The organism is Paeniglutamicibacter sp., from assembly GCF_046714615.1.
In the GTDB taxonomy this organism is placed as follows: Bacteria; Actinomycetota; Actinomycetes; order Actinomycetales; family Micrococcaceae; genus Paeniglutamicibacter.
Map to the genome: position 1 here is coordinate 61292 of NZ_JBKKAP010000095.1, position 21839 is coordinate 83130.

Annotated in this window: 19 protein-coding genes; 12 read left to right on the forward strand and 7 right to left on the reverse strand. The window is 65.8% G+C overall.

The annotated features are described in order from the left end of the window. Window positions 1-4: 4 nt before the first annotated feature. The 3 genes from gcl to ACLQ7E_RS11865 all read right to left on the reverse strand — a co-directional run bounded on the left by gcl (window position 5) and on the right by ACLQ7E_RS11865 (window position 3722). Window positions 5-1810 carry a glyoxylate carboligase gene (gcl, locus tag ACLQ7E_RS11855; RefSeq protein ID WP_411732780.1) on the reverse strand — a complete coding sequence of 602 codons (1806 nt, stop codon included), beginning with the start codon at window positions 1808-1810 and terminating at the stop codon, window positions 5-7. 123 nt (window positions 1811-1933) lie between these two features. Next, entirely contained in the window at window positions 1934-2857 is a 924-nt protein-coding gene (locus ACLQ7E_RS11860) for a 2-hydroxy-3-oxopropionate reductase (protein WP_411732781.1), read from the reverse strand. Between the two features lie 73 nt (window positions 2858-2930). Next, window positions 2931-3722, reverse strand: a complete 792-nt coding sequence (locus tag ACLQ7E_RS11865) for a hydroxypyruvate isomerase family protein (protein ID WP_411732797.1) — start codon at window positions 3720-3722, stop codon at window positions 2931-2933. A 301-nt stretch (window positions 3723-4023) separates the two neighbouring features. On the opposite strand from ACLQ7E_RS11865, the gene ACLQ7E_RS11870 reads away from it, so the two are divergent. Together ACLQ7E_RS11870 and ACLQ7E_RS11875 are read left to right on the forward strand one after the other, a co-directional pair. Further along, a complete protein-coding gene (locus ACLQ7E_RS11870; protein WP_411732782.1) occupies window positions 4024-5544 on the forward strand; it encodes an NCS1 family nucleobase:cation symporter-1 in 1521 nt (506 codons plus the stop codon). 46 nt (window positions 5545-5590) lie between these two features. Then, a complete protein-coding gene (locus tag ACLQ7E_RS11875) occupies window positions 5591-6331 on the forward strand; it encodes an aspartate/glutamate racemase family protein (RefSeq protein ID WP_411732783.1) in 741 nt (246 codons plus the stop codon). A gap of 45 nt (window positions 6332-6376) precedes the next feature. On the opposite strand, the gene ACLQ7E_RS11880 is transcribed toward ACLQ7E_RS11875, so the two are convergent. Beyond that, a complete protein-coding gene (locus ACLQ7E_RS11880) occupies window positions 6377-8137 on the reverse strand; it encodes a PLP-dependent aminotransferase family protein (RefSeq protein WP_411732784.1) in 1761 nt (586 codons plus the stop codon). Between the two features lie 44 nt (window positions 8138-8181). On the opposite strand from ACLQ7E_RS11880, the gene ACLQ7E_RS11885 reads away from it, so the two are divergent. From ACLQ7E_RS11885 to ACLQ7E_RS11915, 7 genes are read left to right on the forward strand one after another with little or no spacing between them, the layout of a single operon-like run. Continuing rightward, window positions 8182-9129 carry an ABC transporter permease gene (locus ACLQ7E_RS11885; RefSeq protein WP_411732785.1) on the forward strand — a complete coding sequence of 316 codons (948 nt, stop codon included), beginning with the start codon at window positions 8182-8184 and terminating at the stop codon, window positions 9127-9129. Between the two features lies 1 nt (window position 9130). Then, window positions 9131-10126, forward strand: a complete 996-nt coding sequence (locus tag ACLQ7E_RS11890) for an ABC transporter permease (RefSeq protein WP_411732786.1) — start codon at window positions 9131-9133, stop codon at window positions 10124-10126. Next, complete coding sequence (locus ACLQ7E_RS11895; RefSeq protein ID WP_411732787.1) at window positions 10123-11691, forward strand: ABC transporter substrate-binding protein; 1569 nt, start codon at window positions 10123-10125, stop codon at window positions 11689-11691. Before ACLQ7E_RS11890 ends, ACLQ7E_RS11895 begins: the two co-directional genes overlap by 4 nt. Beyond that, the gene (locus ACLQ7E_RS11900) at window positions 11688-12725 is read left to right on the forward strand and encodes an ABC transporter ATP-binding protein (protein ID WP_411732788.1); all 1038 of its coding nucleotides are present in this window, start codon (window positions 11688-11690) and stop codon (window positions 12723-12725) included. Before ACLQ7E_RS11895 ends, ACLQ7E_RS11900 begins: the two co-directional genes overlap by 4 nt. After that, window positions 12722-13723 (forward strand): ABC transporter ATP-binding protein, encoded by a 1002-nt coding sequence (locus ACLQ7E_RS11905; protein ID WP_411732789.1) that lies wholly within the window; start codon window positions 12722-12724, stop codon window positions 13721-13723. Before ACLQ7E_RS11900 ends, ACLQ7E_RS11905 begins: the two co-directional genes overlap by 4 nt. 38 nt (window positions 13724-13761) lie before the next feature. Further along, the gene (locus ACLQ7E_RS11910) at window positions 13762-15441 is read left to right on the forward strand and encodes an amidohydrolase (protein ID WP_411732790.1); all 1680 of its coding nucleotides are present in this window, start codon (window positions 13762-13764) and stop codon (window positions 15439-15441) included. Further along, the gene (locus tag ACLQ7E_RS11915) at window positions 15438-16394 is read left to right on the forward strand and encodes a CobW family GTP-binding protein (protein ID WP_411732791.1); all 957 of its coding nucleotides are present in this window, start codon (window positions 15438-15440) and stop codon (window positions 16392-16394) included. Before ACLQ7E_RS11910 ends, ACLQ7E_RS11915 begins: the two co-directional genes overlap by 4 nt. Window positions 16395-16420: 26 nt before the next feature. Here ACLQ7E_RS11915 and ACLQ7E_RS11920 read toward each other — a convergent pair whose 3' ends face one another. Together ACLQ7E_RS11920 and ACLQ7E_RS11925 are read right to left on the reverse strand one after the other, a co-directional pair. Next, the gene (locus ACLQ7E_RS11920) at window positions 16421-17488 is read right to left on the reverse strand and encodes an FUSC family protein (RefSeq protein ID WP_411732792.1); all 1068 of its coding nucleotides are present in this window, start codon (window positions 17486-17488) and stop codon (window positions 16421-16423) included. Between the two features lie 107 nt (window positions 17489-17595). Further along, window positions 17596-18513: a LysR family transcriptional regulator gene (locus tag ACLQ7E_RS11925; RefSeq protein WP_411732793.1), complete on the reverse strand. Its 918-nt coding sequence runs from the start codon at window positions 18511-18513 to the stop codon at window positions 17596-17598. A 258-nt stretch (window positions 18514-18771) separates the two neighbouring features. On the opposite strand from ACLQ7E_RS11925, the gene ACLQ7E_RS11930 reads away from it, so the two are divergent. Then, on the forward strand, window positions 18772-19530 hold the full coding sequence (locus tag ACLQ7E_RS11930; protein WP_411732798.1) for a formylglycine-generating enzyme family protein: 759 nt from the start codon (window positions 18772-18774) through the stop codon (window positions 19528-19530). Window positions 19531-19825: 295 nt separating this feature from the next. Continuing rightward, window positions 19826-20317, forward strand: coding sequence for an FBP domain-containing protein (locus ACLQ7E_RS11935; RefSeq protein WP_411732794.1), 492 nt, complete (start codon window positions 19826-19828; stop codon window positions 20315-20317). Between the two features lie 32 nt (window positions 20318-20349). Here ACLQ7E_RS11935 and ACLQ7E_RS11940 read toward each other — a convergent pair whose 3' ends face one another. Next, entirely contained in the window at window positions 20350-20958 is a 609-nt protein-coding gene (locus ACLQ7E_RS11940; protein WP_411732795.1) for a GNAT family N-acetyltransferase, read from the reverse strand. A 173-nt stretch (window positions 20959-21131) separates the two neighbouring features. Here ACLQ7E_RS11940 and ACLQ7E_RS11945 point away from each other — a divergent pair, with 173 nt between their 5' ends. Beyond that, entirely contained in the window at window positions 21132-21830 is a 699-nt protein-coding gene (locus ACLQ7E_RS11945) for a maleylpyruvate isomerase family mycothiol-dependent enzyme (RefSeq protein ID WP_411732796.1), read from the forward strand. Window positions 21831-21839: the final 9 nt, after the last annotated feature.

A 21839-nucleotide genomic window follows, 5' to 3' on the forward strand; every position in this document is an offset into this window, starting at 1 on the left:
TTGCCTAGACCGATGCGCCGGCGTGGACGCCGTGCGATGCTTCCAACGGCGTCAGCGCCGTGGGGGCGTCGGCCGCCGCAGTGGCCAGGTCCTCGAACTCGTTGACTGCATCCAGTTCAGCACCCATGGCGATGTTTGTCACACGCTCGAGGATGACCTCGACGACGACGGGCACCTGGAACTCGGCGGCCAGGCGACCTGCCTCGGCGAAGCCCTCGGCCAGCTTGGAGGGATCGTCGACACGCACTGCCTTGCAGCCCAGTCCCTCGGCGACCTTGACGTGGTCCACGCCGTAGCCGTTGGTTTCCGGGGAGTTGATGTTTTCGAAGCCCAGCGAGACGTGGTAATCCATCTCGAAGGGGCGCTGCGACTGGCGGATCAGGCCCAGGTAGGAGTTGTTGACCACCACGTGGATGTAGGGCAGCTTGAACTGCGCGCCGACGGCCAGCTCCTCGATCATGAACTGGAAATCGTAGTCGCCGGAGAGCGCAACGACGGTGGAGTTCGGCTTGCCGCGCACTACGCCGAGGGCCGCGGGACCGGTCCAGCCCAGCGGGCCTGCCTGTCCTGCGTTGATCCACTGGCGCGGGCCGTAGACGTGCAGCATCTGCGCGCCGGCGATCTGGCTCAGGCCGATGGTGGACACGTACGTGGTGTCCTTGCCGAAGGCTGCATTCATTTCCTGGTACACGCGCTGCGGCTTGATCGGCATGTTCTCGAAGTTGGTCTTGCGGTGCAGCGTTCCCTTGCGGGCGGTGCATTCGTCGGCCCAGGCCGAGTAGTCCGGCAGGGAGCCTGCGGCCTTGCGGTCGCGGGCGGCTGCCAGCAGCTGGTCGATGGCCGCCCCTGCATCGGAGATGATGCCCAAGTCCGGGGAAAAGACCCGGCCGATCTGGGTGCCCTCGATGTCGATGTGCACGAAAGTGCGGCCCTTGCGGTACGTGTCCAGGCCGCCGGTGTGGCGGTTGGCCCAGCGGTTGCCCAGGCCCAGCACGAAGTCGGAGGCCAGGAAGGAGACGTTGCCGTAGCGGGTGTGGGTCTGGATGCCGACCATGCCCGACTGCAGGCGGTGGTCATCGGGAATGGTGCCCCAGCCCATCAGGGTCGGGGAGACCGGCACGTTCAGCAGTTCGGCCAGCTCGACGAGCTTGGCCGAGGCGTTGGCGTTGATGACGCCGCCCCCGGCAATGATCATCGGGTGCTTGGAAGCCACCAGCAGGTCCAGGACCTTCTCGGCCTGGCCGCGGGTTGCCGCGGGCTTGTCCGGAGTCAGCGGCTCGTAGGCGTCGATGTCGAATTCGATCTCGGCCATCTGCACGTTGATCGGCAGGTCCAGCAGGACCGGGCCCGGACGTGCCGAGCGCATGATCTGGAAGGCCTTGGCGAAGGTGCCGGGGACCTGGCCCGGTTCCAGGATGGTCACTGCGTACTTGGTGACGGGCTTGGCGATGGACTCGATGTCCACGGCCTGGAAGTCTTCCTTGTGCAGCTTGTCGGTCGGGGCCTGTCCGGTGATGCAGAGCATCGGGATGGAGTCGGCGATCGCGGCGTAGAGCCCGGTGATCATGTCGGTGCCGGCGGGACCGGAGGTGCCCAGGCACAGCCCGATCTTGCCGGTGGCCCGCGAGTAGCCGTCGGCCATGTGGCTGGCGCCCTCGACGTGGCGGGCCAGCGTGTGGCGGATGGTTCCGCGCTTCTGCATGGCGGAGTACAGGGGGTTGATGGCGGCCCCGGGCAGCCCGAAGGCCTCGGTGGCTCCTTCTTTTTCCAGAATCAAGACAATGGCATCAACAACGCGCATCTTTGTCATGGTGTAGTGCTCCTTGTATCAGTCCCCCTTTCCGGAGCATGCCGGGCGGGGGCGGGATGAAGTGTGGTGTACCGGGGCGCGGTGTGGTGCTCGTCGCGCAGGATCCGGGAAGGTGGGCGGTGCTTATTGCTGCTTGGCGGCCACGGGTTCGGCCGGCACGTCCGCGGATCCGCTGAGGCGTTGTACGCCGCGGAAGAGTCCTGAGTGGTCCAGGGCGCCGTCGCCGCTGGCCACGGTGGAGGCCACGAGCTGTGCGACGAGTGCGCCGAGCGGAAGCACGACGCCTGCCTCGCGGGCAGCGGAGGTCACGATGCCCATGTCCTTGTGGTGCAAGGCCAGGCGGAAGCCGGGCTCGAAGGACCGGTCCAGGATCTTCCGGCCCTTCTGGTCCAGCACCTTGGAGCCGGCCAGCCCGCCGCCCAGGACAGTCAACGCGGCGTCGGTGTCGACGCCGTATGCCTCAAGGAACACCACGGCCTCGGACAGCGCCTGGATGTTCGCCGCAACGATCAGCTGGTTGGCTGCCTTGACGGTCTGGCCGGAACCCGAGGGGCCCACCAGCACGATGGTCTTGCCGACGGCATTGAAGACGGCTTCGGCGGCGGCGAAGTCTGCTTCCTCGCCGCCGACCATGATGGAGAGCACGCCACCGATGGCGCCTGCCTCGCCGCCGGAGACCGGGGCGTCGAGCGGGCGGATGCCTGCGGCGCGGGCCTCGTCGGACAGGCGCGCAGCCACGTCGGGCCGGATCGAGGAGTTGTCGATCCACAGGGCGCCGGCCTTGGCGTGGGCAAAGACCCCGGCCTCGCCGGTGACCACTGCTTCGACGTCCGCGGAATCCGGGACCATGGTGATGACGACGTCGGCGTCGGCAACTGCCTCGGGGATCGAGCCGGAGCCCTTGCCGCCCGCGGCCGCGAGTTCAGCGGTCTTTTCCGGGCTGCGGTTGTAACCGGTGACTTCGAAGCCTGCCTTGGCAAGGTTGATGGCCATCGGAAGACCCATGATGCCCAGGCCGATGAATGCGATCTTTTGCGTGTTCGACATGCCGTGCTCCTGAAAACTTGTGTGTTGGTGGCCTGTGTGTGGATGGCCCGATGAATTGCTGGGGGGGTGCGGGTTAGGCAGGCTGGCGGATGAGCCAGTTGAAGGCCTCGGTGTGTGCCGCCTTGTATTCAAGGGCGACGCCGCCGGCGTAGCCGAGGTCGCGGGAGCGGGTGATCCATTCGCCCAGCTGGAGGGTTCCGGTGCCCGGTGCCCCGCGTCCCGGATCGTCGGCGATCTGGATGTGGCCGAATTCGTGGGCGTGGTCCTCGATCAGCTTGGCCACGTCGTCGCCGTTCACGGCCAGATGGTAGAAGTCGGCGAGCAACTTGACGTTTCCTGCGCCCGCGGCGTGGACCTTCTGCAGGACGAAGAAGGCATCGGCGGAGGTCTTTAGCGGGTAGGTCTCGGAACCCGAGATCGGTTCGAGCAACACCGTTCCGCCGATGCGCTCGACGCCCTTGGCGGCTGCGACCAGGTTGGAAATGGCCAGTTTGTCTTGCGCCTGGCCGTCGATCCCAGGCTGGCGGTTGCCGTAGAGGGCGTTGAATCCCTTGCAACCGGTGGCTTCGCCGATGGCGGTGACCACGTCGATGTTGTCGAGGAACTCGGATTCGCGTCCGACCCAGGAAACCAGTCCGCGGTCTCCGGCCGGCATGTCGCCGGCGAAGAAGTTCAGGCCCTGGAGCGTGACGCCGGCGTTCTTGATGGAGGCAATGAATGCGTCGACCTCGGAGTCGGCGGGTACCGCCGTGGCGAATGGCCACCAGAATTCAACGCTGTCGAAGCCAGCTGCCTTGGCCGCGGCGGCGCGTTCAAGCAGGGGGAGCTCGGTGAGCAGGATTGAACAGTTGACGGTGTAGGTCATCTTCGACTCCTTCATGGTTCCAATTTCCATATTGTGAAATATGTTTATTGCTTGATGAGAACTCTAGCGAGTGGCCTGAGTCACTGTCAAGACGTCCGCAACACGGCATCGCCAACCCCACGCCCGCGCACCTGATGCTTTACGCCGCCACGGCCGCTCCCGAACGGGCCCGGCCGGCGTCCGCGAGAATTCCGCAATAATTCCACTAGGTGAAAATGCTTTTCTTTTACGTGGAACCATGCCATTATCGATCAACCAAGTAATCTCCGTCACACCCCCGTGGTGAAAGGTACGAGTTCTTATGACCCATCCAGATGTGCGCATAGCGACGTCAGAATCCAGCGTCCCGCCGGTGGCCCAGCACGAACTGAATCCCCATGGACTCAGTGCCTCGCTATACAACAGCGACCTGGCACCCACCACCAAGGCGGGAAGGACCTGGTCCAGCTACAGCATCTTCACGCTCTGGGCCAACGACGTCCACTCCCTTGGAAACTACGCATTTGCGATCGGGCTCTTCGCACTCGGCCTGGGCGGCTGGCAGATCCTGCTGGCCCTGGGCTTCGGCGCACTCCTGCTCTTCGGGCTGCTGAACTTTTCCGGCTTCATGGGCGAAAAGACCGGCGTCCCGTTCCCGGTCATGAGCCGCATTGCCTTCGGCATCCGCGGGGCCCAGATTCCCGCACTCCTGCGCGGTGCGGTGGCCATTGCCTGGTTCGGCATCCAGACGTACCTGGCCTCCGTCGTGCTGGTCGTCATGATCCTGGCCGTGGCCCCTACCGCCGCGACCCTCAACTCCAACAGCTTCCTGGGCCTTTCCACGCTCGGCTGGATCTGCTTCGTGGCCCTCTGGGCACTGCAGCTTGTCATCGTCAGCTACGGCATGGAAATGATCCGCAAGTACGAGGCCTTCGCCGGCCCCGTCATCCTTGTCACCATGGGCGCGCTGGCCGTCTGGATGTTCACCCAGGCCGGCGGCTCCATCGCCTGGTCCACCGGCGACACCAAGACCGGGCTCGACATGTGGCTCGGAATTCTCGGCGGCGGCGCCCTGTGGGTCTCCATCTACGCCACCTTCGTATTGAACTTCTGCGACTTCACCCGCAGCGCCAAGTCCAAGGGCTCGATCGTGCGCGGAAACTTCTGGGGCATCCCGCTGAACATGCTGCTCTTCGGCCTGATCGTCGTGGTCATGACCGGTGCACAATTCAAGATCGACGGCACCATCATCGACAGCCCCTCGGACGTCGTTGCCGCCATCCCGAACACCTTCCTGCTGCTTGCCGCCTCCATGGCCCTGCTGATCCTGACCATCGCGGTGAACCTGATGGCCAACTTCGTGGCCCCGATCTACGCGCTGACCAACCTCTTCCCGAAGGTGCTGAACTTCCGCCGCGCCGGCATCATCTCCGGCGTCATCGGCCTGCTGATCCTGCCGTGGAACCTCTACAACTCCCCCGCGGTCATCACCTACTTCCTCGGCGGCCTGGGCGCCCTGCTGGGCCCGCTGTTCGGCATCATCATGGCCGACTACTGGATCCTGCGCCGCGCCCGGATCAACGTCCCGGACCTCTACCGCGCCAACCCCCAGGGGACGTACTACTTCACCCGCGGCGTGAACTTCCGCGCCATCATCGCACTGGGCATCTCGGCCGTCGCCGCCCTGATCCTCGCGTTCTCCCCGTCCCTCGGCCACGTCTCGGCCTTCGCCTGGTTCATCGGTTCGGGCCTCGGCGCCCTCATCTACCTGGCAATCGCCAAGCGCGGCCAGGTCCACCAGGACATCGACGGCGAGGCCATCGCCGTGGCCCCCCTCCACTAGTCACCGACATTCCACCGGTTCCACCAGCACCACAGGAGTTTTCCCCATGCGAATTCTGGTCCTCAACGTCAACACCACCGCGTCCATGACCCGGTCCATCGGCGACTCGGCCCGCTCGGCAGCCTCCCCGGACACCGAGATCATCGAACTGACGCCGAACTTCGGCGCCGACTCCTGCGAGGGAAACTTCGAAAGCTACCTCGCCGCCATCGCCGTCATGGACAAGGTCGTCAACTACACCGAACCCTTCGACGCGGTCATCCAGGCAGGCTACGGCGAACACGGCCGCGAGGGACTCCAGGAACTGCTGGACGTGCCGGTCGTGGACATCACCGAGGCGGCGGCCTCCACCGCCCAGTTCCTGGGCCACAAGTACTCAGTGGTCACCACGCTGGACAGGACAGTGCCGTTGATCGAGGACCGGCTGAAGCTGGCCGGGCTCTCCGACCGCTGCGCCTCGGTGCGCGCCAGCGGGCTGAGTGTGCTCGAGCTTGAATCGGACGCCGACCGCGCGGTGGCCGCCATCGTGGAGCAGTCCCGCCAGGCGGTGGAAAACGACAAGGCCGAGGTCATCGTGCTGGGCTGCGGCGGGATGGCCGAGCTCGAGGCCAAGGTTGCCGCGGCCACCGGCGTGCCGATCGTGGACGGGGTGCGGGCAGCTGTCACCATCGCCGAGTCGCTGGTCCGGTTGGGGCTGAGCACCTCCAAGGTGCGCACCTATGCAACCCCGCGTCCCAAGGTGGTCACCGGCTGGCCGATCACCAGGGCCGCCGTCAACGCCGGCTAGCGCCATCCCCGCACCGCACCAAATCCAGTGGGCTGCCTCCCTCGTTCACTCGAGGGAGGCAGCCTTTTCGCCGGGCAGCAGGGCCGCAAGTCTCCGCATGCCCGCGGGAATGCGCTCGGCGGGGATCACCCCGAACCCCACCCGGATGAAACCGCTGCCGTCCTGCGGGTTGGAGAAGTAGTGGTGGCCGGAGTCAATCAGGATTCCGTGCTCACGGGCGTCGGCGGCGATCTCGCACGAGGGCCTCGACACCCCCGTACGCAGCCACAGCCCGGTCCCTCCGGGCGGCAGAATCTGATCCGGCGGAAAGAGCTCGCGTGCGGACTCCGTGGCGGCATGCCAACGCAGGCGCAGATCGTTCCTGTAGCGACGATACGAGCGGGCAAGGTCCCCTTCATCCATCAACAAGGCGAGGGCGCGCTGAATGTGCCCGGGCGGTTGGCGATGGGCATATCGACGGCGTTGGCGCAGCGCGGCAATGAGCTTCTTGGGGCCGACCACGTACCCCATTCGAAGGCCGGGAGCCAGCACCTTGGATAATGTGCCCACGTAGATGGTCCGCCCATGGGGGTCCAGGCTGGCCATGCAGGGGCTGGTTTGGCCGCTGTAGCGCAGTTCGGCATCGTAGTCGTCTTCCACGATCAGGAAGTCCTGCTCCTCGGCCTGGGCAATCAGCTGCAGGCGCCGCTCCAGTGACAGCGTCACGTTCGTCGGATGCTGATGGCTCGGCGTGACAAAGAGCAGCCGCGCACCCCTGTAGTCCTGCTGCGGAATGGCCCCATCCGCATCCACCGGAACGTAGACCATCTGCGCCCCGACTCGATGGAACACGTGCCTTGCATCGATGTAGCCCGGGTTTTCCATGGCAACCCTGTCGCCCCAGCGAAGCGTCGTCTCGGCAAGCAGTTGCACGCCCTGCTGGCTACCCATGGTGACAAGTATGTTCTCCGGAGAAACGCGCAGCCCTCGCACCGTGAGGACCCGGGCGCACAGCGATTGCAGCAAGAGCGGATCGTCCTCCCGGCGGTCATCCAGGCTCGCGTACCGGTGCTCCTCACCCAGCGCTTTCTTCAGTGCTCGCAGCCATGCCCCGTCCGGGAAGAAGGCAGGGTCGTGCTGGCCCGTAACAAACGGGAATTCGAACCGGTTCCATTGCCGTTCGCGCTCGAGCTCGGGCCACGCGGCCTCCCGTCCCGCGCTGGCCCATCGATCCCATTGGACCGATTCTTCCCAGCGGTCGCCGCCGCCGGCCGACTCGGGTTCGAGGACCTGGGCTACCGCCGGCAAGCGCTCGCTGACAAATACGCCACGCCGATCGGAAGGAACCAAATATCCCTCATCAATGAGTGCGTGATAGGCGCTCTGCACAGTCGTTCGAGAAACGCCCAAGTCATAGGCAAATTTTCGGCTTGATGGAATTCGCGAGCCGGTAGGCCAGATTCCCCGGACAATGAGTTGGCGGACAGTTTGCCGCACTCGCGTCGCCAAAGGCGTTCCGGGTGTCGCCGGAATCAATGCCATCCGCGCCGCACGCGGCTCACCCGTCAGCGGGCGCGATTCCCGTATCGGCTCCACGCAACCCCTCCCCCACACGCATCGCTCACTCGCAGGTCCTGAACTGGACTGCTGAAAATGAAGAAAACTGGATCTTGTTACGACCAGTTTCACACACATAGGCTGTGACGACCGCCACAAGCTTCCAAGTGCGATCGCTACTTTACGGCTCATCCAACGTGGGCATGCCGTCCGCAGCCGCAGTGTCCAGGGACCGGCATGATTCCCACGCCGCCCACCGCCCCTAAGCATCAATTTCCCGAATGGTCTCCGCACACATTCCCAGGAGAAAACGCATGATTAGATACTTGGCCAAGAGGACCGGAACAGCGCTCTTCGTGCTGTTCGCGCTCTCCCTCCTTGTTTTCAGCATGGTCCGGCTTATCCCCGGAGACCCTGCCGCGCAATACCTGAACACCTCAGACCCTGATCCCGAGGCGCTGGCTGCAATCCGCGAACAGCTTGGGCTGACCCGTCCCTGGTACGAGCAGTTCGTCGTGTGGCTCGGCGGGGTGCTGAGCGGAGACTTCGGCACTTCACTCACCCGGCCGTTCGACATCACCACCCAGATCGCCGAACGACTTCCGGCAAGCGTCGAGCTCGCCGTCATCGCCACCATCTTTTCCCTGCTCATCGGCATCCCGTTCGGCGCGCTTTCGGCAGTCCGCAGCGGAAAAGTCGCCGATTCGGCAATTCGTGCAGCGTCGTTCCTGTTCCTCTCCGTTCCTGCGTTTGTCGTGGGAACGGTGTTGATCCTTGCGAACTCCCGCACGCTGAAGTTCCCGCTCATTGGCTATACGCCCCTGTGGGAGGATCCTGTGCGCTCGATTGCGCAAATGCTGGTCCCGGCCATGGTGCTGGCCCTGCCCATGGGAGCGATCCTGTGCCGCTACACCCGCAACACCCTGCTTGACGCCCTGTCCCAGGACTACATCCGTACCGCACGCGCCAAGGGAGCGAACACCTCGCGGCTGGTCATCCGCCACGCACTGCGAAACGCCCTGGTGCCTGTCAGCACCGTGGTCGGCATCCAGCTGGGCACGATGATCGGCGGCACCATCATTGTCGAATCCATCTTTGCCCTTCCGGGCATGGGATCCATGCTGATCGAAGCCTTGAATTCAACGGACTACCCGACCATCCAGGGCTGTGTGTTGGTGCTCGGGGCCGTGTACATCGCCATCAACCTGGCCGTCGACATGCTCTACCCGCTGATCGACCCACGAATCCGGACGGTGAACTGAGATGACTACAGCCAACCCCGCCCAAGGCGTCGTCCGCGGCGGCATTGCGGTCCCCGCATCCATGCGCCGAATGGCAGACCATCTCCGCAAACATCCGTCGTTGGGCCTTGGCCTGGCCCTGGTGGCGTGCATGACGCTTGTCGCCGCCTTCACGCCGGCCTTCAGCCCCTACACCGTCACCCAGATCAACGACATGCCCTTTGCCTCGCCCTCGGCCGAGCATTGGTTGGGCACCGACAACCTGGCACGCGACAATTTCACGCGGCTTGCCGCAGCGACCATGACCGGACTGCAGATCTCCCTTGCCTCGACGCTGCTGGCGGCACTCGTCGGTTCCACCGCGGGCATCCTCGCCGGCTATTTCGGTGGGCTACTCGACGGAATCGTGATGCGCTCGGTGGACGTGCTGCTTGCCATCCCCGCGATCCTGCTGGCCCTGGTGACCCGGGTGATCTTCGGACCCGGCATCTGGACGCTCATCATCTCGCTGGCCATCATCTCGGCACCCGGGTTTGCCCGGGTGATGCGCGCCCCGGCAATCTCCTTGCGGGAACGTGACTTCGTCACCTCCGCAGAAATTTCCGGCGTGGGCAGAATACGCATCGCCGCATCGCACCTCTTGCCCAACTCGCTGACCCCCCTCTTCGTGCAGTTTGCTGCAACCGCCTCGACCGTGGTGCTGATGGAATCCATCCTCAGCTTCCTGGGGCAGGGCGTGTTGCCGCCCGACCCGTCCGCGGGACGCATGATCGCGGACTCCACGAGGTTCATGGCCAGGGAACCGATGCTCATACTGCTTCCGGCGGCCGTGATCATCGCGATGACCATCGCCTGGAACCTCATCGCGGACGGGCTGCAGAAATTGCTCTCCCCGCGCGACGGAGCCCTGAACATCTCCACGGCGCCGCTCCTGGCAGTCATCCAACGCCGCCAGATAGCCGCTGCCCCGGCCCCCGGGACCGTGGCACGTCGCTCCCGCCGAAAGGACACACCATGATCAAGCGCAACCACAGCTCCCTCGCGCTGCTGGCAGCGGGGCTGTTGGCCCTCACGGGCTGCAGCGGCGTCGCAGCCGCCTCCGTGGACGTCCCTTCCGAGCCCGTGCGCGGCGGCATCCTCAGCTACGGCACCGACATCCAGCCCGTGGCCGGCGGCATCGACCCCTACTCCTCGCAGGCCTTTTCCGGGATGAACTTCTGGGTGCAGATTTACGAGCCCCTGCTGACCCGGGACGACAGTGGCGCCATCCAACCGGGTCTGGCCAAGGACTGGGAGCAGCTCGATGCCACCACCTACCGCTTCCATCTTCGGGAGAACGCAAAATTCAGCAATGGCGATCCACTCACCGCCCAGGACGTGAAGTACTCCCTGGAAACGATGGCCGATTCGGGAAACCTCCAGGCCCGGCTGCTGAACGAATTCGAGACGGCAACGGTCGTTGATAAGCACACGGTTGATGCCCATCTCTCCGGCCCGAGCGGCACCTTCATGGGTGTTGTCTCCGATGCCGGAACCGGCAGCATCGTGAGCAAGAAATGGTATTCGGCGGCCTCGAAGGAGCAGCGCCAACGCGAAGCGATGGGCACCGGTCCGTTCAAGCTGACAGGTTGGCAGGACAACGTGGTGCTGGAGTTGCGCCGCAACGAGCACTACTGGGATCCGAAGCTCCCCCTGCTTGACGGCGTCGACTTCAAGATCTTCCCCGACGAACAATCCCGCCTGGCGGCCCTGCGGCAGGGAAGCGTCGACGCCATCTGGCTCGGCGACCAGCAACTGGCCGAGCAGGTTGAGGGCGAAGGCTTCGAGATCGGGCACAACGCGGCGACCCGCTCGCTGAACCTCTTCGTCGACACCCGCAAGGGACCCACCGCGGACCTGCGGATCCGCCAGGCCATCTCCCGGGCGATGGACAGGGAAAAGATCGCACTGCTGGCCAGCTACGGGTACGGCAAGGTCTCCGGGATCGTCCCGATCGGTGACCCGGCGGCGATCGAGCACGCCGAGAACTTGCCGCACTACACCCACGACCCGGAGGGTGCGCGCGAGCTGCTGGAACGGGCCAACGCCGTCGGCAGCAAGGTCACCATCACCTATCCCTCGGATGCCTCGTTCTCCCGCGATGTCGCCCTCTACGAGGTCATGAAGGAACAACTCCGCGAGGTCGGCATCGACTTGGTGCTCAACCCGCTGCCGTGGGCCGACACCCTCTCGAAGTACGCCACCGGCAATTTCACCGGGCTCATCGCCATCCCCGGGGTTGCGCGCGCCGATGCCTCCGCCTACTTCTCCGGGTTCCTGGCACCAAAGGCGCCCACCAACACCACGGGCGACCAGGGCGAACAGGCCACCGCCCTGTGGCAGACACTGAACACGACCGTCGAGCCGCGGCAGCGCCAGGAAGCACTGCTGGACCTGGAGCAAGAAGTCGCCGACAAGGTGCTGAACATCGTTCCGTACGTGGTGACCCAGCGCCAGGAGTTGTGGTCCTCGCGCCTCCAGGACTACGCACCGGACCCTTACTCATTCCGCATCAACCTGAAGAAGGGATGGCTCGTGCCATGACCTCCACCACGCACGTTGTTCCGGATACCCACGCCGGATCGGACACCCCCACCGGAGCAGCCCTGGATATATGGGGACTGAACATCGGCTATGGCAGCGGGCCGGATGTCGTCTCGGACGTCAACCTGCACGTGGCCGAGGGCGAGATCCTGGGCATCATCGGCGAATCGGGCTGCGGCAAGTCCAGCATTGGCCTGGCCCTGCTGGGGTTGCTTCCGGCAGCGGCACGCACCGAGGCCCACCGCCTCCAGGTCGCGGGAAAGGACCTCGTGGGCCTCGGCGAGCGCGAGTTGGCCAAGATCCGCGGCAACGACGTGTCGATGATCTTCCAGGAACCCATGAGCGCACTGAACCCGGTGATGCGGATCGGGGACCAGATCTCCGAGGTGCTGCGCCTGCACGGGGAACGTGACAAGCGCCGAGCCGCTGCAAGCGCCCTGGAACTGTTGGGTTTGGTCCAGGTGCCGGAACCGGAATTGCGGATGCGCCAGTACCCGCACCAGATGTCCGGGGGCATGCGCCAGCGCGTCATGATCGCGATCGCCATGGCGGCGAATCCCCGGTTGCTGGTGGCCGACGAACCCACCACCGCACTGGATGTCACCGTGCAGGCGCAGATCCTGTCGTTGCTGACCCAGCTGCGGGACAAGACGGGGATGGGCATGGTGTTGATCTCCCACGACCTCGGGGTCATCGCCAGCACCTGCGACAGGGTCGCGGTCATGTATGCGGGGCAGATCGTGGAGGAGGGGACCCCGGCGCAGGTCATGGAAAACCCCGCGCACCCCTACACGCGCGGCCTGCTGGCCTCGATTCCGCGCCGCACCCACGCCGCAGGGACCGACCTGCCGGCAATCAGCGGCGGCATCAGGCCCGAGGACAGGTCGCTGCCGGGCTGCAGGTTCGCGGCCCGCTGCCCGCTGGCCGAGGCACGCTGCGCCGAACCGCAACACCTGCTTGACACCCGAACGGCCGGGCACACGGCGCGCTGTGTCCGCTCCAACCACGGACTGATTGCCAAGGAGAAGCCATGAGCACCCACGAGGCAGAAATCCTGGTTGAATGCCACCAGGTGGGCCAGGAATTCGCGGCGCGCGGCGGCAACGCGGTGCGCGCCCTTGATTCGGTGGACCTGCAGGTGAGGCGCGGGGAAACGCTGGGCATCGTCGGCGAGTCCGGCTGCGGCAAGTCGACGCTGGCGCGGGCCATCATGTTGTTGCGCCACACCAGCAGCGGGCACATCGAGTTTGGCGGGCAGCGCATGGATACGGTGCGCGGGCGGGAACTCAAGCGCCAGCGCCAACGCATGCAGATGGTCTTCCAGGACCCGAACGATTCCCTGGACCCGACCTACACGATCGCCCGATCCATCATGGAGCCCCTGCTCGCCGCGGGGCGCAGCATCACCGAGGCGCGCAACGAGGCCCGTGCGGCGATCCTCGAGGTCGGCATGACCGAGGACGTCCTGGCCCGCCATCCCCACGAGTTCTCCGGCGGCCAACGCCAGCGCATCGCCATTGCGCGGGCGCTGGCCACCCACCCCGAGTTCATGGTGCTGGATGAGCCAACCAGCGCCCTGGACGTGTCAATCCAGGCGCAGATCCTGAACCTGCTGGCCAGGCTGCAGCGCGAACGCAACCTGACCTATCTGTTCATCTCGCACAACCTCGGCGTGGTGAGGCATCTCGCGGACCGGGTCGCCGTCATGTACCTGGGCCGGGTGGTGGAAATCGGGTCCACCGCCGAGGTGTTCAACAACCCGCAGCACCCCTACACCAAGGCGCTGCTTTCGGCGGTCCCGGATCCGGAGGACACCACCACCGAGCGGATCGTGCTCACCGGGGACCTGCCCAGCCCGCGCAAGCGCTACACGGGGTGCGCGTTCGCCGCCCGCTGCTGGCTGGCCAGCGAGAAGTGCCGCACCGAGCGCCCCGAGCTGTCCGGGCCCGCGGGGGGCTCCTCCACCCAGCGCAGCGCCTGCCACCACTCGGAGCTTGTCGCACTTCCCGTGCCCGCCCTGAGCATCGCCTAGCTCCCCCGTTTTTGAAGTCAGTGAAAGGAACACATCACATGGAACAGACCATCGTCTACCCCGCCAGCATCGTTCGCACCCTGGATCCGGCACGCCCCACCGCTGCGGCGGTTGCCGTGCGCGGGGAACGGATCCGCGCCGTGGGCAGCGTCGCGGAACTCATGGCCTACCCCGGCGCCGTGCTTGACGAGCGCTACGCCGATGCGGTGCTCGTCCCCGGCTTCGTCGAGGCGCACAGCCACGCCGGTTCGGGCAACGTCTGGGCAAACACCTATGTGGGGCTCGTTGACCGCATTGCCCCCGATGGAAGGAGCTGGCCCGGCTGCCGCACCATCGACGACGTCATTGAGCGCCTCATCCAGGCGGAGGCCGAGATCGAGGACCCGGAAACCCCTCTGCTGGCCTGGGGGCTTGACCCGATCTACTTCAGCGGCCAACGCCTCTCGGTCAAGGAACTGGACCTGGTCTCCACCACGCGCCCGGTCCACATCGTCCACACCAGCGGGCATGTGTGCTCGGTGAACTCGGCGGCATTGCGCAGCTGCTCCATTGACGCGAGCACCACGGTCACCGGTGTGGTGAAGGACGCGGCCGGCCTGCCCACCGGTGAATTGCAGGAATTTGCGGCGATGGGGCTGGTGGCTCCGTTGACCGAGGGCACCGGGCTGATGAACATCAACCCTGCGGCCCTTGCCGCCTTTGCGCAGGACGGCGTCAACACCGGCACCACCACGCTCACCGACCTGGGCTCCAGGTCCCTGATGGACGATGCGGGGGTCGAGTTGTACCGTTCGGTGGTGGACTCCGCCTTCCCGGCACGCCTGAACGTCTTCCACTTCGGGGCCGGCGTCGGAACGGTTGCGCTCTCGCTGGCCGAGGCAGCCGAGAGGCTGGTGAAGCTGCGCGGCCTGTCCACCGAGAAGCTGCGTTTTGGCAACGTCAAGCTCATGCTCGATGGCTCCATCCAGGGATTCACCGCCCGATTGCTGGAGCCGGGTTACTACGGCGACCAGCCCAACGGCATCTGGGCGGTGACCCCGGAGGAGTTCCGTGAGGCCTTCGAGACCTTCCACGCGGCAGGTCTGCTGGTGCACGTGCACTGCAACGGGGACCAAACCACGCAGCTCTTCCTGGACACCCTCGAGGCCGTGCTCACCGCCCACCCGCGGCCCGACCACCGGCACACCTGCACCCACTCGCAGATGAGCACCACTGCCCAATACCGCCGCATGGCGGCCCTGGGGGCCTGCGCCAACATCTTCGCCAACCACATCTGGGCGTGGGGCGACCAGCACATGGACATCACCGTGGGACCGGACCGCGCGGCACGCATGAACGCCACGGCCACCGCGCTGCGCCACGGGGTGCCGATTTCCCTGCATTCGGACACCCCCGTCACGCCGCTGGGCCCGCTGCACACCATGAAGCATGCGGTGACCCGCTTGACCGTCTCCGGACGGGTCATGGGCGAGGCCGAGCGCATCAGCGCGCAGCAGGCGCTCGAGGCAGTCACCCTGGGCGGGGCGTACATGCTCAAGATGGACCATGAGATCGGCTCGCTGGAGGCCGGGAAATTCGCCGACATGGCGGTGCTCACCCGGGATCCGCTCGAGGTGCCGGGCGAGGAAATCGGCGACATCCACGTCCTGGGTACCGTGGTCGGCGGACGCCACCACGTCAGCAACGTGCGGGCCACGGCGAAGGCCGGGGCCCGGTGAGCACCCGGCTGGGCATCATCGGCGGGTACCTGGGCTCGGGCAAGACAACGCTGGTCAACCTGCTACTGGCCGGCGCCCTGCCCGGGCGCACCGCCGTGGTGGTCAACGACTTCGGGTCCGTGAACATCGATGCCGACCTGATCGCCTCGGCCCAGGGTGACACCATCGAGCTGACCAACGGTTGCATCTGTTGCCAACTCAGCGACGACGTGGCACGCATCATGACGGCGCTGGCTGCACGCACCGACCTGGACAACGTGCTCTGCGAGGTCAGCGGGGTGGGCGACCCCGGCGAGCTCGCCAGCTGGGGCAGTTACCCCGGGTTCGCGCCCGGGCCGGTCCTCGTCTGTGCGGATGCCACGGACGTGGTCCGCCTGCTGCGCGATCAGTATGTCGGGGACACCGTGCACCGGCAGCTGGCCGCCGCCGACGTGGTGTTGCTGACCAAGACGGACCTTGCGATCTCCGCGGAAATCGGCGCCGCGCTGGATGCCTGCTCTGCAGTGTCCCCCCAGGCGAGGTTGCTGGAACAAGACCGCCGCCATCCTGAGCGCACCGCCGCCCGCGCATTCGCCGTAGGCGCGCCGCCGAAGCCGGAGCCAGCGTGGAACGCCGCCCAAAAACCGGATCTGCATGCCGACGCCCACGCCAGCAGCACCTTGTCTGTGTCCGATCCGGTCGACGTGGCTGACGTGGTCCGGGTACTGAAAGATCAATCCAGCCGGCTGGCGCGTGCCAAGGGAACGCTGCTTGGACTTGAGGGTCGCTGGCACGAGCTGCAGCTCGCCGCGGGACGAGTGGAGGTCCAGCACCGTGCTGCCAACCGGCCGGCCCCGGCGAACCCGGGCCTGGTGCTGATCGCTTCCGGGGAGGATCCCGCCGACGCACTCGAGGCGGCTGCGACTGCGCTGGCAGGAGCTCTGGGCGCCAACTGCCCCGCCCTTCGCTCCTAGGTTGCGTTGGGATCCGGCGCCCGGGCTCAGCGGAGCGCGGGCCGACGCGGTTCGCGGATGCACACCGCGACCAGCACGCCGGCGGCGGCCCCGATGACAGTCTCCACGGCGCGGTCGGCCATGAGGATGCCGGGATCCGTTGGTGCCGCCAGGTACGTCATGGCCAGGATCAGCGGAGTGAAGAAGACCAGGGCCAATCCGTAGTGGCGCGCCATGAACAACTCGCTCGGGAACTGCAGCGCGACCACCAATAGTCCCAGGACCATGATGGAGGGCCGCGGCAGGAGGATCAAGGCGGTCACCCCGACGCCGGCAAGTGTTCCGAAAACCCGGTGGATGCCGCGCTGGATGCGTGCCCCGAGGGTCTCCGCGGCCAGCGGAACGGCACCTGCGGCCATGGCCCAGTAGGGGTGACCGATGCCCATGAAGATTCCCAAGGCTCCGGCGATGCCGACGGCCAGGAAATAGCGCAGCGCATGGACGAGTACTTCTGCAGGCATGGCGGACACAACTGGTCGTCCGGCTCCAGGTTGCCAGACCCGGTTCCCGACCCAGCCGGCGAACCCGACCATTACGGCGAAGCCGGCCGAACCGACGCAGACCAACGCGGCGCACCACCACGGCACCGCCAGCGGAACCGAGGCACAGGCGCCAAGGGCAAATATGCAAAAGAAGGGGCCCGCGGGCTTGAGCCTGTGCCGGTCAGCGAAGAGAGAGCCCGCACCCGCAATTAGGGCCTCGGTCAGGACGAGCGCCCATGGCTTCACTCCCAGGGCGGACAACCCAATGCCGATCAACGTTCCTCCCACGAGCAGCACGGCCGCCTGGGCTTGGTGGATGACCCGCAGTTGGTGGGGTTCGTTCCTGCCGTACATGCCGATGAAGGCTCCGAAGACGGCGTAGATGATCAACCCTGGCCAGCCGGCGGCCAACAGGGCCAGCGAGGGGACGGCAACGCTCAGCCCAACGCGCCATTCAGACAGGCGGTCCCCTTGGGCAGGGCCCAAGGCCAGCAAGGAGAGGGGAACCGGTGCACGTCTTGGCGCATTCCCGCCACGTGGTGCGATGACCCGGGCCCCTATTGTCCTTGCCATTTTGTCTCCCGCCCATGGGCACCGTGCCACCGGGGAACCACTTTGTACCACCTACACAATAGGCGTCAAAGAAGCATCTACGATGAACCGATAAGCGGTGTCTATCGCTAGTGCTCAGCCGGGAGTTGCTCCAGGAAGGTGAGATCCGTCGATTCGGCCACGGATGCCAATGCCCGCACGAGGATCGGCGCAGGATCCCTGGCCAGGGTGAGCAATCCGACCGAAACGGAGCGCTCCGGGCCAACCAACGGAACGGCGTGCAAATTGGCCGGAACCCCGAAGACATGCAGCCAAGCCGTGGGCACGATGGTTGCCCAGGAACCCGTCGTGACATGCGCGAAGAGCGATGCCACCGAGTCGGTTTCGAGTCTTGGCTCCGGATTGACGCCGGCCTCGGCAAACACGTCGTCAATGTACCGGCGGCCCTGCATGCTCGGGGCCAGCAGGCAAAGCGGGAGTGCCGCGGCTTGTGTCCACGTTGCCGACGTCGACGACGACGCGCCTGCGTCCGTGGCGGTCAGCAGGACGTATCGTTCCCGGTACAGCCGGAGCACCCGGAATTCGTCGGGCACCGGGTCCTGGATGTAGGTGATGCCGGCATCGATTTCGTAGGACCTCAGCCGCGCCAGAACGTCCTCGGATGTCAGGCCTGAGACCACCTGGACGCGCGCCAAGGGATGCAAGTCGCAGAATGGCGCGTTGAGCAGCGACATCGCGATGGATGCGGTGGGGATCGAGCCGAAGCGAAGCTGGCCGCGGACCCCGGTGCGCATCGCACCGATCTCGTCGTTCATCGCATCCCGGTCCGCGAGGATTTTCCGGGCCCAGATGACAAGCTCCTGCCCTTCGGCGGTCAGGCCCTCGAACTTGTTGCCCCGCCGGATCAGCGGAACATCCAGCTCCTTCTCCAGCTTCCGGATTCCCTCCGAGAGCGCTGGCTGGGACACCGAACAGGATTGGGCGGCGCGCACGAAGTGCCGCTCGCGCGCCAGGGCGACCATGTATTCGAGTTGCCGGATGAACATATGACCGGTCTACAGCATCCCCGGCCACCGCGCCACTTCCTCACCTGCGCGCCCATTCGATGGTTCGGGGGGGCGCGACGACCGACAACCTGAATCGTTTCGGCAACTACCACGCGATCCCACGCATCAGAAAACCATTGACTGAGAGTGTTTCGGTATTCATCGACCTCATCCTGCTCCAACCGGGCGACGTCATCTGCGGCTGACTGCTATCCCGGTCCCCCGGTCGCGGGGCATGATCGAATCGTGGAACTTTCAATGGCCTCGCTCCCGTCCGGAAGCATTCGCATGCGCGATTCACGTTCGGCATTGGTTCGCGAAGTGCAACTGCGCCCGTTTCGGCTCGGCCACACACCAGTCACCAGCGCCCAGTGGGGGCAGGCCACGGGCCCGGACCCTTTGCCACATGCGGAACCGAACGTTCCTGCACACCCCGTCACCTGGTTCAATGCGGTGCTCTGGTGCAATGCCGCTTCTGTCGCCGCCGGGCTGGAGCCCGCCTACCAGGTTGGCACGCGTGAGGTCGTGTGGAATGTGGCTGCCGATGGCTACCGGCTCCCCACGGAGGCCGAATGGGAGTATGCCGCCCGCGCAGGCACGACGGCACCCACCTATGGGTCGCTGCCGGATATTGCGTGGACTGCTGGCGACTCGGTCGACGGCCCGCAGCCTGTCCGGCTCAAGGCGGCCAACGGCTTCGGTCTTTTCGACATGCTCGGCAATGCCTGGGAATGGTGCTGGGACTATGCAAACACCGCACGCTACGGCGACTACAGGAGTCTGCGCGGCGGCGGCTGGGACGACAAGCCGTGGAGCTGCCGCGCCTCGGTGCGCCGGGGCAGCGCACCCGATGCCGTGCTTGAGGATGTCGGGTTCCGGGTGGCGCGCGGAGCAGTCGGCGAGCATGGCGGGACCGCTGCACAGGGTTGGTCCGCCACGGCAGATCGCGAACGGGCCGATATCCGCGGCCCGCTTCCCATCGGTTGGACACCGTTGCGGAGCCTGCTGCGCGACTGACCGCGTGCCGCAGGTCGCCTGGCCCGTGGGCGTATACTTTTTCGCATGTCTATTTTGATCTCATCCCAACCGCCCCGAGGGCGTTCGGAGGTAGCCGGCGTCTTTTCCGCCGGCTCGAGATAAGACTGTCCACTTTCGGTGATACTTCGCGCCCATTTGGCGCGCCCACATCCGCTGCCAAGTTCTCGGCGCCTCTTGCGCGACCGTGCCTGCGGATCAATTACCCCCACCCGAATCAGGCCCCTCCCGCTCGCCACCACGATGAGGGGCAAGACAGTTAGGTACACCAAATTCCATGCTTTCCCTTTCAGAAAAACAAATCCGTTCATCCTTCATCAATGCCTCGTTGCGCGAGCGCAAGGCCATCACCCTCCCGGAAAACTTCGACGCCCTGAACTGGGACGACCTGGATTTCCTGGGTTGGCGGGATTCGAAACTGCCGCTGGTTGGCTACGTCGTCACGGTCCTGGACGATGCGCCCGTCGGCATCATGTTCCGCAAGACGGAGGGCAAGATCCGCAAGCGCCCCCAATGCTCGTGGTGCGAGGACGTCGATCTTCCCAATGACGTGGTGTTCTTCAATGCCAAACAGGGCGGTCAGGCAGGCCGCGACGGCGACACCATCGGCATCCTGGTGTGTGCCGAGTTCGAGTGCCCTGCCAATGTCCGCATGATGAAATCGTTGCCCTACATCGGTTTTGATCGCGAAGCGGAGATCCGCCGGCGCATCACCGTGCTGAGGGAACACGTGCTGAACTTCGCCAGGCGCGTGCGCGAGGACGGGTAGCGCCACCGGCGGGTCTGCTGCAGAACGGGCAACTAGCCGCGGGAGACCAGCCAATCGAGTACCCCGGGCGCCAATATGCGGTCGGCGAAAATGAGTCGCTGCACCGATTCCCGCCCCACCGCGGCACGGGTCTTCTCCGAGGCTTCCCCCGCCCACAGCAGCTGCAGCCCGGCCTTGGCCGCCACCTTCGCGGAGGCCGGATTGGTGGAAAGCACCCGGGCAACGACCGGCACCTCGGCCTGGGTTTCGCCGGCGCACACCACGGCCCGTTGGGCCAGCTCGGTGGCGAACCCCTGGCCCCAGCATTCCGGGTCCAACCGGTAGCCAAGATTCCAGATCTTGCTTTCATCGTCCGTCTCGAAGAGGTGCACTCCCCCGGTCCCCAGCACCTGGCCCTGCTTCAGCCCCGGGTGCTGTCCGTCGCTTCCCAGCCGCACGACCCAATGCGAGAGACCATGTTCCTCCCAACCGCGGCCAAACATCGCCAGTGTGGCTTCGACCCGTGCCGGCTCGGTGATCCTTTCACCCGGGATGTGCGCCCAGGTGCGCGGGTCGCTGGCGATGGCAAAGACCGCGCCCCGGTCCCCCGGCACGGGTGGATCGAACAGCAGCCGTGGTGTCCGGGGGTTATCGTCCGTCATTTCACCAATCTATCCCTCGCGGGCGACACAAACAGGGCGCGGCGGGCCCGGGTCCGGGTCCCGGCTAGATGACCACGGCCGGAATCAAAGGTGAAATCCTCTGAGTCAATACGGGTTCGATATGGATCGTCTTCCAGGACCTTTTGCGGCCCAGCCGTTGGTATGGTTTCACCATGATCAACTCAGCCCGCTTGCACTCGGACCTGTCCCGCCTCGGCCGCGAAACCGGCATGATGCTGGCCACGATTGAGACCCTGTCCAACGACGAAATGACCGCACCGTCCCTGTGCGAGGGATGGAGCCGGGCCGACGTCATCGCCCACCTCGCCTCCAACGGCCGCTCCCTGGTCAAGCTCATCGACTGGGCCACCACCGGGGAAGAGCAGCAGCTCTACGCATCCCCCGAGGCCCGCACCGAAGAGATCGCCGCGCTCGCGGCGCTGCCCCGCGAGGAGCTCATCACCCGTTTCCGGGAGGCCGCGGAGTACTTCGCCGAGCAGACCCAGCGGCTGACCGGCGAGCTCGCGGTCGAGGAAGTGAACCTGCACGGCAAGATCATCCCCGCCACCTCCATCGTGGCACTGCGCATCTCCGAGATCGTCGTCCACCACCACGACCTGGACACCGCCTGGACCATCGCGGAGGCAGACCCTGACTCGCAGCTCAACGCCGTGGAGGCCGCGGTGCGCACCATGCGGGCCAAGGGCGCACCGGGCATGACGATAGTGACCGAGGAAGGCGACGAGTGGGTGATCGGCGACGGCGCCCTGAGCGTGAAATCCGACCGCGAGGGCATGATCGAATGGCTGGCCCGCGGCCAGGGACGTTACATCGAAGCCGACGGACCACTGCCGGTATTGCCCACCTGGTAAGCAACGCGT